Here is a 19,291-nt window from a genome sequence, read left to right on the forward strand (position 1 = left end):
TGCTATGTTGCCATCTTAGCCAAGGTAGCGGCTAGTCCACTTTCCTGGGGTGAGTAATAACCGCAAACGTGAAAGAATGCGTTAAGGAAAATGTTGAGCAGAACCCGGAGGGGCTCGTGAGTAACGATTTATTTGGAAATCTTGGCTTCAGTGGCGGCAAAGGCGGTGGCTTTCCCGGCTTTCCCGGTGGATTTGGAGCCGGTAAAGACGGCGGAAACGGTCGCGGCGGCTCTGGAAGAGCCGGTGGCAATGGAAATAGGCCATTACCGAAAATAAAGTTCAAAAAACCGGGGCCTCTTGGTATCGCTATTGGCGTAATCGTAGCGCTAGTGGTGTTACTGCTGGTGGCTTCGGCCGTGTGGACCGAGGTTTTGTGGTTCCGCCAAACTGGATATTTGCGGGTACTGCTTACCCAGTGGATTGCCGCTGGAGGAATGTTTATAGTGGCTTTCCTGATTGCATGGGCAATTTTGGCAGTCAACTTGCATGTTGCCTACCGTAACCGTCCGGAAATGGGAACCATCGCTTCATCTATTCGATCATATCGTTCCACTATTACCCGCCATCACCGCGGTATTTTCTTAGGAATTCCGGCCTTGATTGCCCTATTCCTGGCAACCGGGATGGCTGCTAGTTGGCGGCAAGTGCTGGTGGCGTTCACCGGCGGTTCTTTCGGGAAGAAAGATCCGCAATTCGGTTTTGATATTTCTTTCTTTGTGTTCCGTTTACCGTTGATCGATATGGCGGTCACCTTTTTGCTGACTCTGCTAGGTGTTTCGCTAGTTGCCTGTCTGATTTGTTACTACCTATTGGGGGCAATGACGGTAACTCCCAAAGCTAAAGCTACTCGCGGTGCCCGTATTCATATGGGTGTTTTGCTGGCGATCTCTTCGGTGATGGTGGGGATAACTTATGTCATCGACCGCTGGACTATGGTTTATGGGCAAAACTCGCCGACCGATGGAGCTATGTATACCGATGTGCATGCGATTATTCCGGCACGTACGATTTTGGCAGTTATCGCTTTGATTGTGGCGGCACTGTTTGTGTTCGCCGCCTTCAGGGGTGGCTGGTATCTGCCGGCCGCGGGCATTGCAGTAACCGTGGTATCTGCCCTGGTGATTGGGGCGGGATATCCGTTTATTATCCAACAGTTCCGGGTTCGCCCCAACGAGCGGGAGCTGGAAAGCCAATATATCGACCGTAATATCAAAGCCACTTTGGATGCCTTCGGGATGAAGGATCTGGATTTGATTTCCTACGACCAGGTCACCAATGAAACCAGCGCTAACCAGCTGCGTCAGGATGCTGACTCTACTCAGCAGATCCGGCTTTTAGATCCGGAAATTATTTCCCCGGCGGTACGGCAGATGAAACAGTCGCGCCCTTACTACTCTTTCCCAGATCAGTTTGCGGTTGACCGTTACAACTTCCCGGATAAAGACGGAAAAATGGAAAAGCGTGACACCGTGATTGCGGTACGCGATATTAACTTGAACGGGTTGGCGCAGTCTCAACGCAACTGGGTAAATGACCACACGGTTTACACTCACGGTTTCGGGGTAGTAGCCGCCTACGGTAACCAGGTGACCTCCGAAGGGTTGCCTTCCTATTGGGAATCCTCGCTCTCCGATAAAGAGTCAGGGGATATCGGTGATTACGAGAAACGGATCTACTTCTCGCAAGCCTCTCCCGAATACTCAATTGTAGGCGCGCCTAAGGGGGCGGATCCTAAAGAGTTGGATTACCAAGACGCAAAGAATAATAAACAGGTTTACACCACTTTCGATGGTGACGGCGGGCCTCAGGTTGGAAACTTCCTAAATAAGGTGCTCTATGCATTGAAATTCCGCTCAACAGATCTGTTCTTCTCTGACCAGATCAACAGCGAATCGCAGATTCTTTATGACCGGGATCCGGCTACGCGGGTGGCCAAAGTTGCCCCCTACCTCACTTTGGATTCTCGGGCATATCCTGCGATCGTGAATATGGATGGCAAGAAAGGCGAGAAGAAACGGCTGGTGTGGATTGTGGATGCCTACACCACCACTGATTCTTATCCGTATTCTCAGCATATTAACCTCACGGATGCCACCGCCGATACGGCGACTGCGAGAACTGCCCAGTTCGCGGTGCAAAATAACGTGAATTACATGCGTAACTCGGTAAAGGCTGTGGTGGATGCCTATGACGGTTCGGTACAGCTATATCAGTGGGATAAAGAAGATCCGATCCTGAAAGCGTGGCAAAAGATTTATCCCGGTCAGATTAAGCCGCTATCGGAGATTAGCGGGGATTTGATGAGTCACTTGCGTTACCCGGAGGATTACTTCAAAGCCCAGCGCTCTTTGCTAGCTAACTATCACGTCACCAATCCTTCAGAGTTCTACACCGGTGGTGACCAGTGGAAACTATCTGAAGACCCCACGGCAACTTCTCGTGAGCTGGAGGGCTCTGGCAAACTGCAGCCGCCCTATTACCTAACGATGAAGATGCCCACCGGTAAAAACACCGATCAGGGGAGTGCCGAGTTCTCCCTGACTTCCGTGTTTATCCCGGGTGGTGAAGGCCGGCGCGCCGCCATGGCGGGCTTCCTTGCTGTCGATTCTGAAACCGGCAACGAGAAAGGCAAGGTGCGCGAAGGCTACGGCAAGATGCGGCTTTTGGCTTTGCCTTCCGACACTACCGTTCCCGGCCCCGGGCAGGTACAAAACACCTTCAACTCCGATCCGGAAGTTAACCGGGAACTGAACTTGCAGGATCAGCAAGGTTCTAGAGTTATCCGCGGCAACCTGCTGACTTTGCCAGTAGGGGGCGGTCTGCTCTATGTGCAGCCGGTCTATGTGCAATCCACCGGTACCACCCAGTATCCGCAGCTAAGAAGCGTATTGGTTGGCTTCGGTGACAAAGTCGGGTTCGCGCCTACCTTGAAAGAAGCCCTAGATCAGGTATTCGGGGGAGATTCTGGAGCGGTTACTGCCTCCAATGACGGTAATAAGAAAGCTCCGGCAGCGAAAGGTAAAGCGGGAGAAGCAACTGCTAAAGCTCCCAGTGCGCAAGAGAAGCTGAACACGGCGTTGCAAGATGCCAAGAAGGCGATGGCGGAAGCAGATAGCGCCATGAAAGCTGGGGACTGGACGAAGTACGGCGAAGCCCAAAAGTCTCTGAATGACGCGATTTCGCGGGCAGTCTCGGCTCAAGATGAGGGTGTCAAGACCGCGAAGTAACCGCGAGCAGCACTAGCGCCATAGCTTAGGGGGCTAGGTCGCCAGGTAAAATGGCAGCCTAGCCCCCTAAGTATTGGTCTAAGTCGCTCGCAGTCGCGCTTAGTTAGCGGCAGCTACCTCATGCTAGTTTCCTCCTACACCAAAATCTTGAAGATCTGGGAGGAAGGATCGATCTCTTGCACCTGCAAAGGAGAGGCCGCCATGCGTCGGCGCAGCCCCTTAATATCACTGGGATCTGGAAGTTCAATCCCGACCAGCGCCGGACCGGTATCCCGATTGTTCTTCTTGGTGTACTGGAAATAAATGATGTCCTCACCGTCACTGAGCACGTCATTTAGGAATGAGCGCAAAGCCCCCGGTTCCTGGTTGAAAGTCACCAGGAAATAGTGGCGTAGACCTTCGTAACGCCCGGAACGCTCGGTTACTTCCGCATATCGCGACAGGTCATTATTACCGCCAGAGACCAGGCAAACCACCGAGCCATTGGGGATTTGGGGCAAGAAGTTGCGTGCCGCTGCTGACGCTAAGGCTCCGGCAGGTTCGGCAATAACGCCCTCGGAATGGTAGAGGTCGAGCATCTCGGTACAAACCGCGCCCTCAGGCACCACCACAATGTCATCGACTAAATCCCGCACTACCTGGTAGGTCAAATCTCCGGCTCTACCCACGGCGGTGCCATCTACGAAAGAATCTACCCGATCTAGGGAAACCGGATTTCCGGCTTCAAGAGCCGCTTTCATTGAGGCTGCCCCTTGAGATTCCACTCCCACAATCCGGATACCCGGGCGGTGGGCTTTGAGCCAAGTTGCCATTCCAGCGATCAAACCGCCGCCTCCCACCGGAATCAAAATCATATCGGTATCTTCTGGCAGCTGGGAATCCAAATCCACTGCAATACTGCCCTGACCAGCAATTGTATAGGGGTCATCGTAGGGGTGCACATATACTTTGCCCCCATCTTTAGCTGCGGCTGCCGCCACCCGGTTAGCTTCATCAAAGTCCCCGGCCACGATCACCGGCTCTACCCATTTGCCCCCGATAGTGGCAATCCGTTTGCGTTTTTGCCGCGGAGTGGAGGCCGGCAAGAAAATCGTGCCTTGTATTCCCAAATGTGCACAGGCATAGGCAACTCCTTGGGCATGGTTACCAGCCGAAGCGCAAACTACCCCGGCCGCCCGCTCATCCTCATCCATAGCTGCCATGCGCACATAGGCGCCCCGCACTTTAAAGGAGCGGCAAATCTGCAAATCTTCGCGCTTTAGATAAACCGGACGCCCGACTTCTTCGCTTAAACGCTCGCTCTTTTGCAGCGGAGTTTTCGTAGCTACCTTGGCTAGTACTCCGGCAGCCACCTCTATATCTCTCGCAGTAACTGTGCTCATCATCCCTCCTATAATCGATCGTTAATAACCTATCGAGATTTACTTAGCCCGTGCCGTTAGCTTTCGCTATCTGGCATCAAAGTCTGGATGGATTAGGCTAAAGGTATGACTAATAACCTGAAAGATCCTTTAGTGTGGATCGATTGCGAAATGACCGGACTCGATTTAGAGAAAGATTGCCTGATAGAAGTGGCAGTGATTATCACCGATGGGCAAACTAATATCGTGGACGAGGGGATCGATCTGCTGATTAAGCCGACAACTGCTGCCTTAGAAAATATGGGGGATTTTGTGCGCGACATGCACACTAAGTCTGGTTTGCTAGCGGAATTAGAAACTCCGGCGGCGCTAGACCTAGCAGATGCCGAGAAACAGGTTTTGGACTATATTAAGCATTTCGTGCCCGGAAAGGGACAGGCATTGTTAGCGGGGAATTCGGTAGGCACCGATAAACAGTTCCTGGAAAAAGAAATGCCACAGGTAATCTCCCATTTACATTACCGGCTAGTGGATGTTTCTTCGGTAAAAGAACTGGCGAAACGCTGGTATCCGCGCGCTTTTTATCATGCACCTGAAAAACATGGGGGACACCGCGCCCTCGCCGATATTCGCGAATCCATCCAGGAGCTGCGTTATTATCGCCAGGTGCTTTGGCCGACCGGAGAAGGCCCGTCCAGTGAAGAATGTGAAGCGGCAGCGAAAGAGGTATTAGCCCAGGGACTGGGCGCCTAGTCGGCTGAGAGCAAAAGCCTCAGATACTGCAGGTTTCTAAGCTTCACAAATCAGGGATTTACACCAGGGTCACAGGTAGGCCGGGCTTACCCTGGCTTTGGCGCCCCCGACAGGAATCGAACCTGCAACCTCGGGATTACAGGCTTGGCATGAGATGGGTTAACACTTTTTTCTAAGCCAGTGGGTAAATTGGCCAATGATTGGATTGGAGCCAGTACCGGCCGGATGGGAGCCGGAATTACAGGATTTTATAAAGTTTCTAGTTTCTGAGGGGCGTCCTGCTACTACCCGGGATTTGCGTTTTAGGTGGGTTAGGCGGTTTGCCCGCTGGGTCGATATGCCGCCGTGGCAGGTCGATCTAGGCGCGGCGGTTGCTTGGTCAGCTGCTCACGACTGGGCGCCTAATACGCGCCGGTCTGCTCACCAAGCGGTGAAGGCTTTCTATTCTTGGGCGGTGCTTGCCGGGCGGGTCAAGGTTTCCCCGGTGGAAGATTTGCCAGCAGGAAAAAAATTCAAAGCGATTAAGCGCCCGGCAACCCTGGCAGAGGTGGAGCAAGCGCGCGCGGTAGCCTGCGAGCGTGTAGGGATGATGATCCGCTTAGCCAGTGAGGCAGGGCTAAGGCGTGGTGAGGTGGCACGGGTACACGCCCGGGATGTCGTGGCTGATCTTTTGGGATCTTCTCTTATTGTGCACGGCAAGGGCGGTAAAGATCGGCAAGTGCCAATTACTGAGAGTCTAGCGGCTGCGATTAAGGCAGGAGCAGCAGGCGGCTATCTTTTCCCGGGTGCAGACGCCGGCCATCTCGCACCGGCTACAGTAGGCGCCCTGGTGTCTAGGGTGTTGCCGGCGGGGGTTTCTATGCATGATCTTAGGCGCGGCTTTGCTACCCGTGCTTATCAGGCTACCGGCGATCTTTTGAGCGTGCAGGAGTTGCTTGGCCATGCATCTCCGGAAACTACGCTTGCTTATGTGACGGTTGCGCCCGCTCGTTTGCGGGCGGCGGTTATGGCTGCTGCTTAACGGTGCCTTTGGGGCGCCCGGCTTTGCCGGGGCGGGTTTGCTGCCAGTTATCCACGGTTTCGGGTAGCCACCCGTATTTAATGGCTTTTCCTGCTCCAATGGCAGCATCAGGGGCGGGGAATGTTCCGCGCGTGATGTGGCTTTTTATGGTGTGAGGGGATAGCCCGAAACGCCGGGCTATCCCGTTCACGGTTAAATAATTAATCATCGCGCTTGTTTTGGCGGTATAAGGCGATAACGCCAGCGAGAGCCGCTAGGGATACTAGCAGCTGTAATATCTGCAAAACCATGATGTAACCCTCCTAGAGTAAGAGAAAGTCCCCCCTCCTTTCGGAGGGGGTAACCTTTCATTTACTTTTTGTGCTTGTCCCACCAGGTGAGCCAGGCTACAATAGCAATTGAAAGGTTAATCAATATGCTAATGATTTGAACCCATAGCATATTAACTCCTTTCTCTCTCATCCCCCGGCCTGCCCGGGGGATATTCTTTCGGTTTCCCTCAAGAACACTTCTATTATATACACATATCCAGCAATTACGCAAGCTGGAAGCTACATTAATTTAATTGTGTATGTCACATTATCTAAGAAGGTTTATCGTGCTTACGGCATCGCGGTTCTCCTTTATGTCTTTGTCGTGACGCTCTAGGGTGGCGTTTATGTGTCGGTGTTCGCGGTCCATGTCGCGCCGGATTTCTCCAACTTGATGGCCTACGGAGGCTACCGACTCCGTGAGCGCGTCCACCTTGTCGATTAGAGAGGTTCCGTGATCCGGGTTCATTTCTTGCCGGAAAGCCTCCCTAGTTTTAGAGGCGTGGTAGGCGGCGATAGTTCCGGGAATAGAGGCAATCGCGGTTATTAGCGCGGCCATACCGGCTAGGTCTTGCCACCAAGCCAGGCTAGCGGGCGCTGTGAGTGGGAAAATCAATGGTTAGACTCTCTTTCTTTAGCGGGGTGTGTGCTAGCGCGGTTGAGGTGCCTAGGATAGAGGCTGCCAGAGCAAGCCATAGCGGCGCGGCCTGCTCGTCTAGGACTCCATAGATGATTAGCAAGGGTACTAACGCGGTTATGATCCCATAGAGCCAGCCACGCACGGCGGGCGTTAACCAGCTAATACGCTCTTTAGAATGTTTACCCATGACTCACCCCAACAGCCGCTTATTTACTATCGCCTGGACCGCTGCATAATTAGCGCCTAACCGGCGGCGCCGTTCTTGCCCGTTGCCGTACTTGCCGGCGATCACGGCGCTAGCGAGCGCTTCAAGATCCACCCTAGGGGCGGGCTTAGATTTCCCGGTTAGCCGCTTGTTTACGATTGTCTGCACCGCTTGATAATTAGCGCCTAGGGCGCGCCGCCGGGCTTCACCGTTGCCGTACTTGCCGGCGATTACCGCGCTAGCCAGCGCTTCGAGGTCTACGCCTTTAGTGGCGGGCGCGGGCTTTGCGGTTTTATGGCCGGTCATAGTGTCGTACCAGTATTGTGCCCTGGCCATGTATTGGGCGCGCTGGGAGTGTGCTATTTGGCCGGGGCAATCGGTGTTAGCGAAATACTGATGTGGGAAGACGTTTTTTAGCCATTCCGGGCGTCCTAGCCCGTAGTTTTTGCAGAGCGCGGCCACCAGATGTGCCCCTGCCTCTAGGGTTGCGGGGCTGATAGTCCACGCCTTGGTATCGTTATTGGCGTGCTCGATCCCGATTGACGTCTGATTGGCTTTCCAGTTGCTAGCGTGCCATGCCGTGTTCCGATCCCAGACTAGTTGTCCGATTTTTCCGGATTCTTCTACCTGGTAGTGAGCGCTAGCCTGGCGGGTTTGCCACGTATCCCAGCAGCCCCTAGTGGTGAGGCGCCCGGAATTGTGGTGGACTAGGATCTTGTCGATTTTGTGGCCGCCTCTGCCTTTGGTGTAGTGCTTATTCATTATTAAATTGACGTCAGCGGTTAAGGTTTCGTAGTTCATTAGTGGGTTCCTTTTCTAGTGGTTTCCTTGTAGCCGGTTAGGGTCAGTAGCCATGGATACGAGCCGCCACCCGATAGTTTGAATAAAACTTTGGTCAGAATTGCCGCCCTGGTATACGCGCCCCTCAATAAAACCCGTTTCACGGTTATAGACGCAGGTCGATATTTGAGTAAAACCGCTGGATTCCAGACAAAAGATCTGGAATGTGAAACCCTCAGGCGCGCGATAAGGGGCTTGTAGCTTTATAGTACCGTTCCAGTTGTTGGAATAGTTAGCCGTTAGTTTCCACCCGCCCGGGTTCTTAATCGCCCCTGATAGCGGGTATTTCCGCCCATCGATGATGATAAAGGGGTCTTTGAGCCAGTCGTCGATGATGTTTACTGCGTCTTGGAATGTTTGGGGGGCGTCTCTGACGGGGTCGCCGCCGGTAGGGTAGGGGATAGAGAAGTTTTTAGTTGTTGCGGGCATCTTTATATCCTTCCTTTATTTTGGCTTTCGTGGTGAGCGCGGCGAAACGCGCCCATGGCAACGGTGTTTTGTCCCAGATGGCGGGGGCGGGGATTTCTTCCCATTTCAGGGCGTAGCCCGCGCCTCCTGGTCTGGTTAGGTTTAGGTTGATGATCCACCCGGATTTATGCGCGGTCAGGCTCCCGCCCTCAATGCAAAACCGTTCAATGTCGTGGGCGCCGGGTATCCATTGCGGCATTGAGTAAATAACTAGTTGCTGTCCGATCCTGTAGAGGATGTCTATTAGTTGCCCGCCGCTAGTGTCTCCAGATAGGCGGGCGGTGTCGATACTTACCCCGGTTATTTTCCAGTCGCCGCGCTCTACCCGGCGTAGCCAGCGTTGCCCGGTCTCGGTAGTATCTTCGGGGTTTTTTAGCCAGGTTTCGATTTTCAGGCCGGCCGGTCCGATATCGCCCGTTAGGGTTTTGGCGGTGTCGTAGGAGATTTGCCCGGTTTGGGGGTCGGTTTTTTCGATTGGGTAGCTAATCTCGCATTGGGTGGCGGCTACTTCTCCGTCTTTGGTAATGGTGACGCCTTCTAGGGGTATTTGGGAGCCGTCTACTATGAGGCAGTTTGTGGTGACTTTTTCGGTGGATACTACGCCGGCGGCGTCTAGGGTGATGTAGGAGATGGCGGGGCGGGTGTCTGCGTCTTCTAGGAAGATTCCCCAGTCTCCGCCCTCTGAGACTACCGGCCAGGCCGTGAGCGCCGCGCTGGTGGCGGCTTGGTTTATAAGGTCGAGGGCGGGGCGGGCGTCCACGTCTACCGACTGCAGCACCGGATTTATATCGGATTGGGTGAGCAGGGCTAGCGGGGTATAGCCTGCGGATATTAGATAATCGGCGGTTTGGTCTAGTACCCATTGGATACGCTCGGTTAGGGGTTCTGCTTGCCGGCGGGGCGCGGCGATTTTCGCGGCGTTTAAGGGGTGGAGGTGGTCGGAGGCGGTGATAGTGATCTCTGATTTGCTACCGGGTAGTCCTTTGATTTCTAGGGCGGTGATTACCCCGGAAAATACGTGTACGGATTGGGAGGCGTTGGAGGTCGGTCCCAGCTTTAGGGTTTTTCCTACCTGCCAGGCGCCCCATATCCTCCAGGCTGGGTTAGCCTCTAGGCTGTCCCAGGTTTCATTCTCTGGGTGGTCCATCCAGGTTACGGGCGGGGCGTATAGGTATAAGACTGGGTAGCCTTCCCCGGGCATAGGGGCTTCCCCCTGTATCTGCCAGGTAGCGGCGCCGGTGTTTTCTGGTTTTATTTCCGGGTCGGATTCCAGAACGGTTAGGTAGGTAGATTCTGGATTGAACGTGTTAGTGAGTTGCACGCTAGGGGCGGCGGGCGCATGTTGGGGGGCGGTTAAAGTAAACTCTACTGCTATTGAAGATCCGGGGTTGACTTTATCGGCTATATAGCGCCATTCTTGCGGGTTTCCGGTGTCCCAGGGTCCTGGCCCTATCCAGCAGGAGCCCGCTACAAAGTAATTGCCCACCCATTCGCTATAGCCTATCGGGGCGCCGTCTTCGAGGTAGGGGGTTATCCACCCGTCCTTGATCGCTTGGGTTTTCGCTATGGTGTGCGAGAGTACAAATGAGGAATCTAGTTCAACCGGGCTTCCGGGGCGGATCTTGTGAGCCTGCCTAGCGGCGGTGATATTTTCGCAGCGGATAACGGCTCGCATGGTGCCTATTTCGGGGTTATCTAACTGATTTTGCCGCCCGAAAGTGATTTCCGCGCCGTCTAAGACTCCCCACCCTTCCCGGCCTAACGCTTTTGCGCTGTGGGGTATCTCCCAATCCCCAATACTTAGCCAGGTCATGCGCTCACCCCGGGGGTAATAGTGATTTGACCGCGGCCACGCTCAAGGCCGGTTAGTAGCTGCTTGATTTGCCGGGCTACCGCTAGCGGGTCTAGGGCGCCGTTTACGGTGATGTTAATCGGGGCGGCCGCTACCGTGGCATCCCTGTTACCGGGGCGGATCCACCGGGCAAGTTTTATAGGCTTTATAGGTTTGGCGGTTGGGATTTCTACTAGGTCTTTAGAGGCTTTAGCAACTAGCGGGCTCATCTGGTCTAGGCCTTTGATGAAGCCTTGCCCGGTCTGTTTGCCTATGAGGGTAAAGACTTTGGAGGGGGAGGCGATTCCTAGGAAGTGTTTTATGGAGTTGATGGCTTTGTTCGCGATTTTTTTGCCGGCGTCCCAGATTGCAGACCCTAGGGAGCCTACCCCGTTTATGAAGCCGCGGATTAGGTCTTTTCCTGCTCCTACTAGGCGATGTCCTAGGTTTCCTACCGCCGCAACCGCCCGGCCGGGTAATCCTCTAACCACGCCCACCGCGCGGCCTACACCGGAAGATATGGCGCCGGTGATCCCGCGCCAGATGGAGACCGCCTTAGCGTGCACCCAATGCCAGCCAGCGCCCCAAAGGTTCTTTATAAGGGATACCCCGCCTGTGAAGAAGCTTTTTACCCGGTTCCAGCCGCCAGAGATAGCGCCGGTGATCCCGTTCCATACCGCGGTTACTAGGCCTATGATCCCAGCCCAGGCGTTATTCCATAGGGTACCGATTAAGGCTAGGGCTCCGGCTATAATGCCTTGTACGCGCTGGATGGATCCGGTTATGATCCCGCTGATTACTGTCCATACCCCGGAAACAATGCTTTTAAGGCCGTTCCATAGGGTGTTCCAGTCGCCGGTAAAGATCCCCTTAAATACTTGGAAGATGCCGGTTAGGATTTGCAGGGCGCCGCGGATAACGGAGCCTATAGCGGTAAATGTTCCGGTAACTATCGGTAGGAGCACGCTAAATATTGGCATTAGCGCGCCAATAATCGCGGCCGCTACGGGTTTTATGGCTTGGTAGAGGCCTTGCGCTTGCGTCCCGATATCTTGGAAGATTTTCCCGGCCGCTTTGAGGGCGGGGGAATCAAACGCTTTGCCCATGGCTCCGAGCCCGCCGGGACCGGATAGGTTTTTGATTAGCCCGGCTAGCCACCCTAGCGCCTGTCCCACAGTGTTAAACACCCCGGAAGCTAGCGGCTCTAACGCTAACTTGGCGTTGTTTTTGAGTAGCTGCCACGCTTCGGCAGCGTCGGCGGTTTCCTTGCCTACTCCTAGAATGGTATCCCCGCTACCTTGCGCGGCTTTGGCGATGGCGTCCATGTTGATCGCCCCGGATTTTAGGGCTCCGATAAATTGGGGGGCGCCGCGGGTTCCGAACAGTTTGGACGCTAGGTTTAGGGCGCCGGCTTCGTCTCCTTTCTTTAGCATGGTTCCCATTTCTCCGGTTACCCGCTTGAAGGCATCGGCGGGTTTTTCCCCGCTCTTAGATACCTCTAGGAGGGCTTTGCCCATAGATCCGAGCGTCTTGTTAGCGTCCAGGCCGCTCTTGTTTAGCAGGCCGGCCATGGCGGCGGATTCGTTGAAGCTAAAGCCGAGGGATTGCAGCGCCGGCGCGTTCTTACCGAGGATCCCGGACAGGTCGTTCATGGATATGCCGGTAGCCTGGGAGACTCTAAAGAGGGTGTCCATGCCGGCTTCTGTTTGTTTGCCGGTGATGTTGAAGCCGTTTAGCGCGCCGGTGGCTTTATTGATGTCTACCTCTTCGCCTAGGATCCGCCCGGCCTCTAAGAATTGGCTGGACACGGTTTCTAGGGTCTTACCAGTTAGCCCGGTGCGCGTGTTTACGTCTGCTAGGGATTTGCCGATCTTGTCAAAATCCGCTGGGACGGTGGCGGCTACGTTACGGGCGGATCCTTTAAGAGATTCGAACGCTTGCCCGCTGGCTCCGGTGCCTATCCGGATTGTGTCATACATCGAGTCGAACTCTTCCCCGATGTTGTACAGTCCTTTAGCGGCGGCTACTGCTGCTACCGGGATTGCCGCGATTCCGGCGGCTACTAGCGGACCGGCTTTGCCAAACTTGGAGGTGAATTTATTTAGGAAGCCGCCCGCGCCGTTTAGGGCTTTTTGGGCGCCGGTAGCGTCACCAACAATTTTTATTGCCATCACGGCGGGGCCGGCCATTATTCCTTATTCCTCCTGTAGTTCTGCGAGTTGGTTTAGGGCTTCATATAGGATCCCGGGGGGCGCGTCTAGCCACCCGGTAGGGCTGCTACCCGTTGCTAGGCATAGCGCCGCTATCGATTCCGTTAGGGTTGTGTTCTCGAAAGGTCACGCCTTGGCCGTCTTCTGATTCTTCAGCTGCAAGCAGGGAGTTTAGCCAGTCGTTAAACTCTGGGACGTTAGGTTCTTTGCGGCGTGCCATGGTCCAAGCGGCATATAGGGTGCCTTCGTAGGCCATTTCACTCATGTTCATTTCCCGGGAGGCGGCGTATCCTTCCGCGGCTACGATAGCGGCGGGAAGTAGGGGATAAGAGGCTTCCCGGCCTCCCTCATAAATAACGTTTAAATGCTTTACTTTTACGCTCATATCAGATTGGCTCCTTTGAGTTTTGCGGTTTTTTCTTTGATGATCTTTGCGTACATGGCTTGAATTTCCGGATCCATTTCCCTAGCGGCCTCCATGATGAAAGGCCGGCGCTCTACGGGGGCGGCAAAGGGTTTACGCCCCGATGATGGCGGCTCCGCTGTTAGAGACGGCCACATCTTCCGGCCCCAATGGATAACCCACGCGTACTTGACGCGGGCGTTGCCGGCTCTTACGGTGGCTTTGCGTTTCGCGCCGCCGCCTCTAATGGTGCCTTGTAGGGTGCCTTCTAGGGTGGGGGCTTTGGAGCGGGCGCGGCCGGCTACTTTTTGCGCTATCTCGGAGTTGAGGGCTTTGAAGTCTTCGAGGTCATCCCCGATCTTTCGTAGGGAATATCTCAGTTCGTCTAGCCCGGCGATTTCGACCGCGCCGCGCTCTTTCTTTCCCATCTATCCAGCAGGGTTAACGGTGGGATCGGCTGCTTCTTCTAGGGTTGGTTTACCCACGGTCGGGAAGCTAAAGCCGGTCGAGTTGGATTTTTTGACGTCCCCGCCGATTTCTACCGGCGCCACCTGACAACGCCCCTTAATGGTTAGGGCGCGCGCGTTATTCGGTTTAAAGACAAATTGCACTTCTTCGCCCATGTGATCGAAACACCATTTAGGGAGCGAGTCGGTTCCATAATCTTGCAGGATCTCACCCTCTAGGGAGCCGGTGAGTTCCCCGGGCTCGAGGTACTCCGAGCCGTCTAACATCGGGGTCGGGTCTTCGGTCTTGTATTCCGGTTTGTAAGTTAGTTTGGTGCATTGCCCGGCGAACTCGCGGGCGGCGCCGCCTTCATCCGGGGTAAACGTGAGTTTTCCAGGTCCTAGTTTGTCTGCTTTAACTGCCATGATTGTTTCTCCTTATATTTGGTAGCTGTTTGAATAAGTGATTTTGTAGGCCGCAAAATACCGGGTGGTACCGGGCGGGGTTACTCCTAGCGCATACGCAGAATCAAACCCAAGGGGTACTAGTGCCTCTATGCCGCTAGAGAGGGCGGCGCGGGCTTGGGTCTGGTCTTGTTCTGCTGCTATTAGCCAGATCTCAAAATCCGCGACAAGCTGGTTAAATGATTCTGGTTTTATGTTTGGCTCGGTAATGATCGCGGCGTTCTTGCCTGCAGCTAGCGCCGCATAACCGCTAGTTGGCTCGCTCGTGACTAGGTAAGAGTCTGGGAGCGCCCCGGCTAGGGCTTCCTGCTCGGATTCGATGATCTCTGCTAGTAGGCTCATGCGATTCCTACTCCTAGCCAGGGAGCCAGCAGGGCTCGGGCAGGGGTGAGCGGATCCAGAGCCGGGCGGGCAGGAGACGCCAATAAAGTGCCATCTCCGAAAGCTGCTAGATCCTGCTTGCCTACCCGCCTTTGCCACAGATTCCCGGCAACTTCTAAAATTGCTTGGTTTAGTACCGGTCCGGGTACCTGGCAGCGCCCGATATGTCGGTTAACCCGCTCGGTGGCAGCCTCTAGACAGGCGGATAGGTATTCGCTGTCAGAGGCCGCCGCCCCGGTAAACGCGCGCAGTTGGTTTACGTCTGCCATGTCTAGGCGCCGATCTTTACCGGCTTAATAAGATCCGGATGTTGACTAAAGATCGCGGCGTACCCGTAGACGGAAAACTGTTTAGTTAACGTGGTGATGTTTTCATCTTCCAGCCGTAGGGGTGCGCCGGGTAGTTCCGCCGTGGTTAGCGCGTCTTTGGAGTAGGCAACCATGTGATCGCCTTCCCACTTGGGAACGCGGCTAATAGTGATCTGTCCGATCTGAGCGCTAGGCAGGTTAAAGGTAATAGTTCCCTGGTGTTCTAGCGGGGCGCCTTGCAGCTGTAGGGCGCGCGGATCGCGTGGCAGGTTCTTTACCCACTTGAAAACGCTAGGCGATACTAGCAGGCCGTCCATGGAATAGGGGATGTCCTCATACACGTCCGTTAGGTCTAGTAGGAGGTCTTCCAGGTCCGCCACCGTGGCAGTAGTTCCCTTGGTAAGGGTGAGCACCGGGGTATTATCGGCGGCGAGCGCTTGGAACTTTTCCCGAACGTCCGCTTCAATGGTCGCGGCGTATTGATAGGCCAAGTCTTTGAAAATTTCATCCAAAATAACGGGGCTGGTGGTGCGCTCGATAGATTGGCGGGTGATGTTGTCTACCGCGCCTCCGTAGGTCGAGACAGTTGCAGATTGTACGGTCCATGTTGCGGGCAAACCGGTTACTAGCTTGTCTCCTTCTTTTGCCTGCTCGCCTACCTTGATAGTGGATGGCTCTGCTTTTAGCCCGTATTCCATGGTCATGCCAGTGGAGGGCAACGCAATAGTGGTAAATAAATTCTTGATTGGCTGCTTTGCCTCCATGCGCTTTTCAATATCGCCTAACCAGACTGGCAGGTTCACATAATCGGCGGTAGTTCCGGTAGCAGCCGCGCGGGCTAGCTGCTTTGCGTCGTCTTCGCCCTTTTTGTAGCCGGCTACAAACTCACCATAAGAGCGGTAATTGATCCCGGGGGTGGTAGGGGCGGGCTTGTCTGCTAGGGCTGCTAGGGAGCGCTCTAGGGCTTCCATACGCTCCAAAGTCTCAGCGGTTTCGGTTGTGGTTTCGTTTTCCATATCTTTTTCCTTTTCTTTTTCTTTTGGTTTGGGTTGTTTTTCTCGAACTTTTTCGATCTTCGCGGCCTCATAGGCGGGAAACTCCACGATGGAGAACTCCCGCGCCCGGACTTTCTTCCAGGTAATATGCGCTCCGTCTTCGCGGTCTTCTTGGTCGTATTCGATGCCCTCAAACCCGATAGAGCAGGAGGTGAGCACCCCGTCTTTTAAGAGTTGGTAGATTTCATTGCCGCGGGTGGTTTGGGAGATTACCCCGTCGAACTCCACGCCGTTTTCTGTTTCGCGGGTTGCGGTTATTCGCCCGATGGGCTCAGAGTGCGCGTAACGCAAAATTGCGCCGGTAGCGTCTACGCTCCCGGGTGCGAACTGCTCATAGAGGCCGTCCCATATTTGGGTTTCATCGTTATATGGCACGCCTAGAGCGGTTACCCCGCGTTCTTCTTTGTTGCCGTCTGCTCGGATTGTGAGGGAGCGGGTTTGAAGCTGGTCTAGGTCACTCATTCGTTTGTTTCCTCCTGCTCTTGGTCTTGTTCGTCTAGGGGTTCTCTGCCTTCGAGGGCGCGGGCTTCGTCCTTGGTGAGTAGCCCGCAATTGATAGCGATCTGATAGGACTCGTAACGGGTCTTGGTGTCAGCCCGTAGTAAGCCTTCGTAGTTGAATTTGGCTTGCATCCCGGCGGGTAACATCCTGCTCAATTCGCCTTCTATCTTGCGGGTGTAGCCGGTGAGGGTGAAGCGGCTGAACTCTATCCAGGCCTGTTCAATATTGCTGTAGGTTTGAGAGTTTCCGTCTACGGCGGCTAGGAGTAGCCCGGCGGGTACACCGAACAGGCGCGCTATCTCGGTCGTGGTAAAGGCGCGGGCTTCGAGCCATTGCGCGTCCTTAGGGCTAATAAGAATCGGGGTGTACTTTATGCCTTTGGGAAGGACTCTTGCCCGGGATGGATTACTTGCCATGTCTAGGGGTTGCCCGTTTTCGTCTAGGTAGTTCCAGGCCTGCAGAATGTCGGAGGCTTCTGCCTTGTTTAGGGGTTGCTCGGTGGAGAGGATTCCGGCGGGTTGTCCAGAGGAGGCAAAATAGTCGGTTGCGTAATCTCGGATCGCGGCCGCGCCCTCTAAATCCCGCCTTGCGGCGGTGATAGGTCCGATACCGGTTAACATGCCGGGCATACGCGATAAGGCGGCGTGTCCCATCTTCCCGGCCGGGATCTCTTTCCCGTTTATGGAATATACCCGGCGGGTTTTGGTTTTATCCCAGGTAACGGTTACTAGATCCGGGTGGATCGCGCGAAGTTCTGCAGGGGCGCCCCGGTATTCTCCGATGGCCAGCCAGTAGGCGTTACCCCTAAGCGCTAGGGATAAAACTAGCTGTTCAATGAACTCATCTCGTGAGATGTTGAGGTCTGGGGTTTTAAGGATCCCGGGAGTTTGCGCCGGGGTTAGGCGCCGCCCGTTCTTTTCCGCATAAAGGGGAAGCTGGGAGATGCCATTAGCGATTACTTGCACCGCGCGATAAACCGCCGGTAGGGATAGCGGTTCATCTAGGCGGGGGCTACGCGGGGGCGGGGTGATCCCTTTTCCACTCGGAACGCTAAAGGTTTTGGAGCGTTTGAAGAAGTCTAGGAGTCCCATAGCCGCAAAGCTAAGCCAGGCACCCGCAATTGTCCTAGGGATTGTTAACAGGAGGGCTATGGAGGGACACTGAGGGACACTGAGGGATAGTAAAGGGGTTAGGTGTAGATGGCTAGTTTTTCGTCCCTGGAGGCGCCCCATGCGGCCACGGACGCCGCGATCATGGCGGCGGGGTCGTTGGCTGATTTATCCCGGTCTATGCGCTCTAAACCGTTGGTTATTTTGACCATTATTCCGTTCCTAGCTTCTTCCAGGGCGGGGGAATGGTCATGCGCGAGTGTCCCGGTTCTTATCGCCGTGAAATACTCCCCGTCTGCTAGTAGCCGTTGTTTTAGGTCTACTTCTTGAACTCTTATGCCTTGTTCCGCAAAGTCTTCTAGTAAGCGCCGGTTTGGTCCGGCGGCGTCCACATATACCGGCGCGGTAGGGAATTTGACTTTGAGGGCTTTGAGGGCGGGGATAATCCACCGCGTGAAAGGCGCTTGCTTGATGATCACTACGGATGTCCCCGGGTTGGGTTCGCTTCGTTGCCACGCGGCCGCGATAGTAGCGGCGGTTCCCCGCCTGGATACCTCTACCGAAAACGTTAACGTGGCATTGTCTTTCGGGATTGTGCCTGCTGTCTCTAGTCCTTCCCACATGCTAGAGGGTACGTATTCCCCGGTTAGGGTCTTGGTAGCCCGGTTGCAGTAGCCGCGTTCCCATTCTTGCGGGGTGCGTTCCCACAGAGAGGCAAAATCGCTTTTGAGGGTGTCTAGGGTTTGGGTGTTGCCTAGGGCGGGGTGAAAACCCCAAAGGCTAGAATCTGTAGGGTCTAGCCCGGGCGCTAGGGACCACTCAAAATAACCCAGATCGGCGCGTTTGCCTTCCCGGCCATCTGTCACCATGTCGTTTAAGAATTCTGATTTGTCGGTTCCCATGGTGGATAAATGCCATATTTGGGCTTCATCTCCGAAGGTTGATTGCGCCGGGCGGATACCTCCCACCAGGTCAGCGCCTTCCAGGGCGTTTAGGGTCCATATCTCATCGTTAATGACTAGCCGGGGGCTTTTGGAGTGCATGGCTTCCGGTCCTCTGGTGAAGCGCTGGAAGATCGAGCCATTCTTAGCTTGGAATCCCTCCGAGCCGTTAGAGCGTAGGAAATCGAAACACGCCTTTAGGTCTTTGTCCCAGTGGGTTTCCCACGCGGAGCCTAGCTTTTTCATAGCAGCAGAGGCATATAGCCCGGATTGAGCGGAAAAATAGATCTCACTACCCGGGTTAAGCAAAGCGCGGTAAATTCCTAGAGCGCATACTAGGGTAGTTTTACCCGATTGGCGCGGGACAGATATCAGCACTTCGCGGAAACGGTAATGGCGTTTGCCCTTTTTGTCTTCCCGGTATTGGGTAGCGGTTTCTAGTACGCGGCGTTGCCATGGCTGCAAGTCCCATCCCATCATTGCCGCGATAACACATATGGGCGCCGCCTCCGATTTGTATCCTTTGGCGGGGGTAGGGGCGTAGGAGGGCGGCGGGTCAGCCACCCATTTAGATGCCGGTAGTTTCATGACACAATATGCAGCAGTTCGGCTACTCGCTCTTGCGGGCTAGCATTACCTAAGCTGTTAGTGGCTCGTTCGCGCTCGTCTATCACCTCGTAAAGCTTGCCTAGTATCCCTAGATAGGTCTTACGGATAGCTGCGCGCCCGGAAGCAGCATCACCGGGGGCGATTGAGTCAACATCAACAGCCGTGGATAACAGTAACTCGCATAGGGCTGCATCCATCTGTTCTAG

The 19,291-nt window shown here is 54.7% G+C and carries 20 protein-coding genes; 3 read left to right on the top strand and 17 right to left on the bottom strand.

All coding sequences use genetic code 11. The features are described from left to right. The first annotated feature begins 116 nt into the window (after nt 1-116). Nucleotides 117-3,227, top strand: coding sequence for a UPF0182 family protein (locus tag L0M99_RS07085; RefSeq protein ID WP_278613106.1), 3,111 nt, complete (start codon nt 117-119; stop codon nt 3,225-3,227). Between the two features lie 134 nt (nt 3,228-3,361). On the opposite strand, the gene ilvA is transcribed toward L0M99_RS07085, so the two are convergent. Then, nucleotides 3,362-4,609 (bottom strand): threonine ammonia-lyase IlvA, encoded by a 1,248-nt coding sequence (gene ilvA, locus L0M99_RS07090; RefSeq protein WP_238128199.1) that lies wholly within the window; start codon nt 4,607-4,609, stop codon nt 3,362-3,364. Between the two features lie 105 nt (nt 4,610-4,714). Between ilvA and orn the strand changes: the two genes are divergently transcribed. Next, entirely contained in the window at nt 4,715-5,341 is a 627-nt protein-coding gene (gene orn, locus L0M99_RS07095; RefSeq protein ID WP_238128200.1) for an oligoribonuclease, read from the top strand. Between the two features lie 196 nt (nt 5,342-5,537). Continuing rightward, on the top strand, nt 5,538-6,362 hold the full coding sequence (locus L0M99_RS07100; RefSeq protein ID WP_238128201.1) for a tyrosine-type recombinase/integrase: 825 nt from the start codon (nt 5,538-5,540) through the stop codon (nt 6,360-6,362). Here the strand turns inward: L0M99_RS07100 and L0M99_RS07105 are convergent. From L0M99_RS07105 to L0M99_RS07180, 16 genes are all read right to left on the bottom strand, one after another. Then, on the bottom strand, nt 6,346-6,570 hold the full coding sequence (locus L0M99_RS07105) for a helix-turn-helix transcriptional regulator (RefSeq protein ID WP_238128202.1): 225 nt from the start codon (nt 6,568-6,570) through the stop codon (nt 6,346-6,348). The genes L0M99_RS07100 and L0M99_RS07105 overlap by 17 nt on opposite strands. Before the next feature lie 371 nt (nt 6,571-6,941). Continuing rightward, nucleotides 6,942-7,289, bottom strand: coding sequence for a hypothetical protein (locus tag L0M99_RS07110; RefSeq protein ID WP_238128203.1), 348 nt, complete (start codon nt 7,287-7,289; stop codon nt 6,942-6,944). Beyond that, the gene (locus L0M99_RS07115) at nt 7,261-7,500 is read right to left on the bottom strand and encodes a phage holin (RefSeq protein WP_238128204.1); all 240 of its coding nucleotides are present in this window, start codon (nt 7,498-7,500) and stop codon (nt 7,261-7,263) included. The genes L0M99_RS07110 and L0M99_RS07115 overlap by 29 nt, the downstream gene beginning before the upstream one ends. A gap of 3 nt (nt 7,501-7,503) precedes the next feature. Further along, nucleotides 7,504-8,319, bottom strand: a complete 816-nt coding sequence (locus tag L0M99_RS07120; RefSeq protein ID WP_238128205.1) for an N-acetylmuramoyl-L-alanine amidase — start codon at nt 8,317-8,319, stop codon at nt 7,504-7,506. Nucleotides 8,320-8,334: 15 nt separating this feature from the next. Then, nucleotides 8,335-8,787, bottom strand: a complete 453-nt coding sequence (locus L0M99_RS07125) for a hypothetical protein (protein ID WP_238128206.1) — start codon at nt 8,785-8,787, stop codon at nt 8,335-8,337. Then, nucleotides 8,771-10,639, bottom strand: a complete 1,869-nt coding sequence (locus tag L0M99_RS07130) for a hypothetical protein (protein WP_238128207.1) — start codon at nt 10,637-10,639, stop codon at nt 8,771-8,773. Before L0M99_RS07130 ends, L0M99_RS07125 begins: the two co-directional genes overlap by 17 nt. Beyond that, nucleotides 10,636-12,846 carry a phage tail protein gene (locus L0M99_RS07135; RefSeq protein ID WP_238128208.1) on the bottom strand — a complete coding sequence of 737 codons (2,211 nt, stop codon included), beginning with the start codon at nt 12,844-12,846 and terminating at the stop codon, nt 10,636-10,638. The genes L0M99_RS07130 and L0M99_RS07135 overlap by 4 nt, the downstream gene beginning before the upstream one ends. A gap of 88 nt (nt 12,847-12,934) precedes the next feature. After that, nucleotides 12,935-13,252 carry a hypothetical protein gene (locus tag L0M99_RS07140; protein ID WP_238128209.1) on the bottom strand — a complete coding sequence of 106 codons (318 nt, stop codon included), beginning with the start codon at nt 13,250-13,252 and terminating at the stop codon, nt 12,935-12,937. Further along, nucleotides 13,249-13,698, bottom strand: a complete 450-nt coding sequence (locus tag L0M99_RS07145; RefSeq protein ID WP_238128210.1) for a hypothetical protein — start codon at nt 13,696-13,698, stop codon at nt 13,249-13,251. Before L0M99_RS07145 ends, L0M99_RS07140 begins: the two co-directional genes overlap by 4 nt. Further along, a complete protein-coding gene (locus L0M99_RS07150; protein WP_238128211.1) occupies nt 13,699-14,142 on the bottom strand; it encodes a hypothetical protein in 444 nt (147 codons plus the stop codon). It lies immediately after the preceding gene. Nucleotides 14,143-14,154: 12 nt separating this feature from the next. Then, nucleotides 14,155-14,523: a hypothetical protein gene (locus L0M99_RS07155; protein ID WP_238128212.1), complete on the bottom strand. Its 369-nt coding sequence runs from the start codon at nt 14,521-14,523 to the stop codon at nt 14,155-14,157. Continuing rightward, entirely contained in the window at nt 14,520-14,831 is a 312-nt protein-coding gene (locus tag L0M99_RS07160) for a hypothetical protein (protein ID WP_022865519.1), read from the bottom strand. The genes L0M99_RS07155 and L0M99_RS07160 overlap by 4 nt, the downstream gene beginning before the upstream one ends. Nucleotides 14,832-14,833: 2 nt before the next feature. Then, nucleotides 14,834-16,387, bottom strand: coding sequence for an HK97 family phage prohead protease (locus L0M99_RS07165; protein WP_238128213.1), 1,554 nt, complete (start codon nt 16,385-16,387; stop codon nt 14,834-14,836). Continuing rightward, nucleotides 16,384-17,517, bottom strand: a complete 1,134-nt coding sequence (locus tag L0M99_RS07170) for a phage portal protein (protein ID WP_022865517.1) — start codon at nt 17,515-17,517, stop codon at nt 16,384-16,386. The genes L0M99_RS07165 and L0M99_RS07170 overlap by 4 nt, the downstream gene beginning before the upstream one ends. 98 nt (nt 17,518-17,615) lie before the next feature. Beyond that, nucleotides 17,616-19,064 (bottom strand): terminase large subunit, encoded by a 1,449-nt coding sequence (locus tag L0M99_RS07175; protein WP_238128214.1) that lies wholly within the window; start codon nt 19,062-19,064, stop codon nt 17,616-17,618. Next, a complete protein-coding gene (locus L0M99_RS07180) occupies nt 19,061-19,282 on the bottom strand; it encodes a hypothetical protein (protein ID WP_238128215.1) in 222 nt (73 codons plus the stop codon). Before L0M99_RS07180 ends, L0M99_RS07175 begins: the two co-directional genes overlap by 4 nt. Between the last annotated feature and the right edge of the window lie 9 nt (nt 19,283-19,291).

It is taken from the genome of Varibaculum cambriense, from assembly GCF_022133705.1.
In the GTDB taxonomy this organism is placed as follows: domain Bacteria; phylum Actinomycetota; class Actinomycetes; order Actinomycetales; family Actinomycetaceae; genus Varibaculum; species Varibaculum cambriense_A.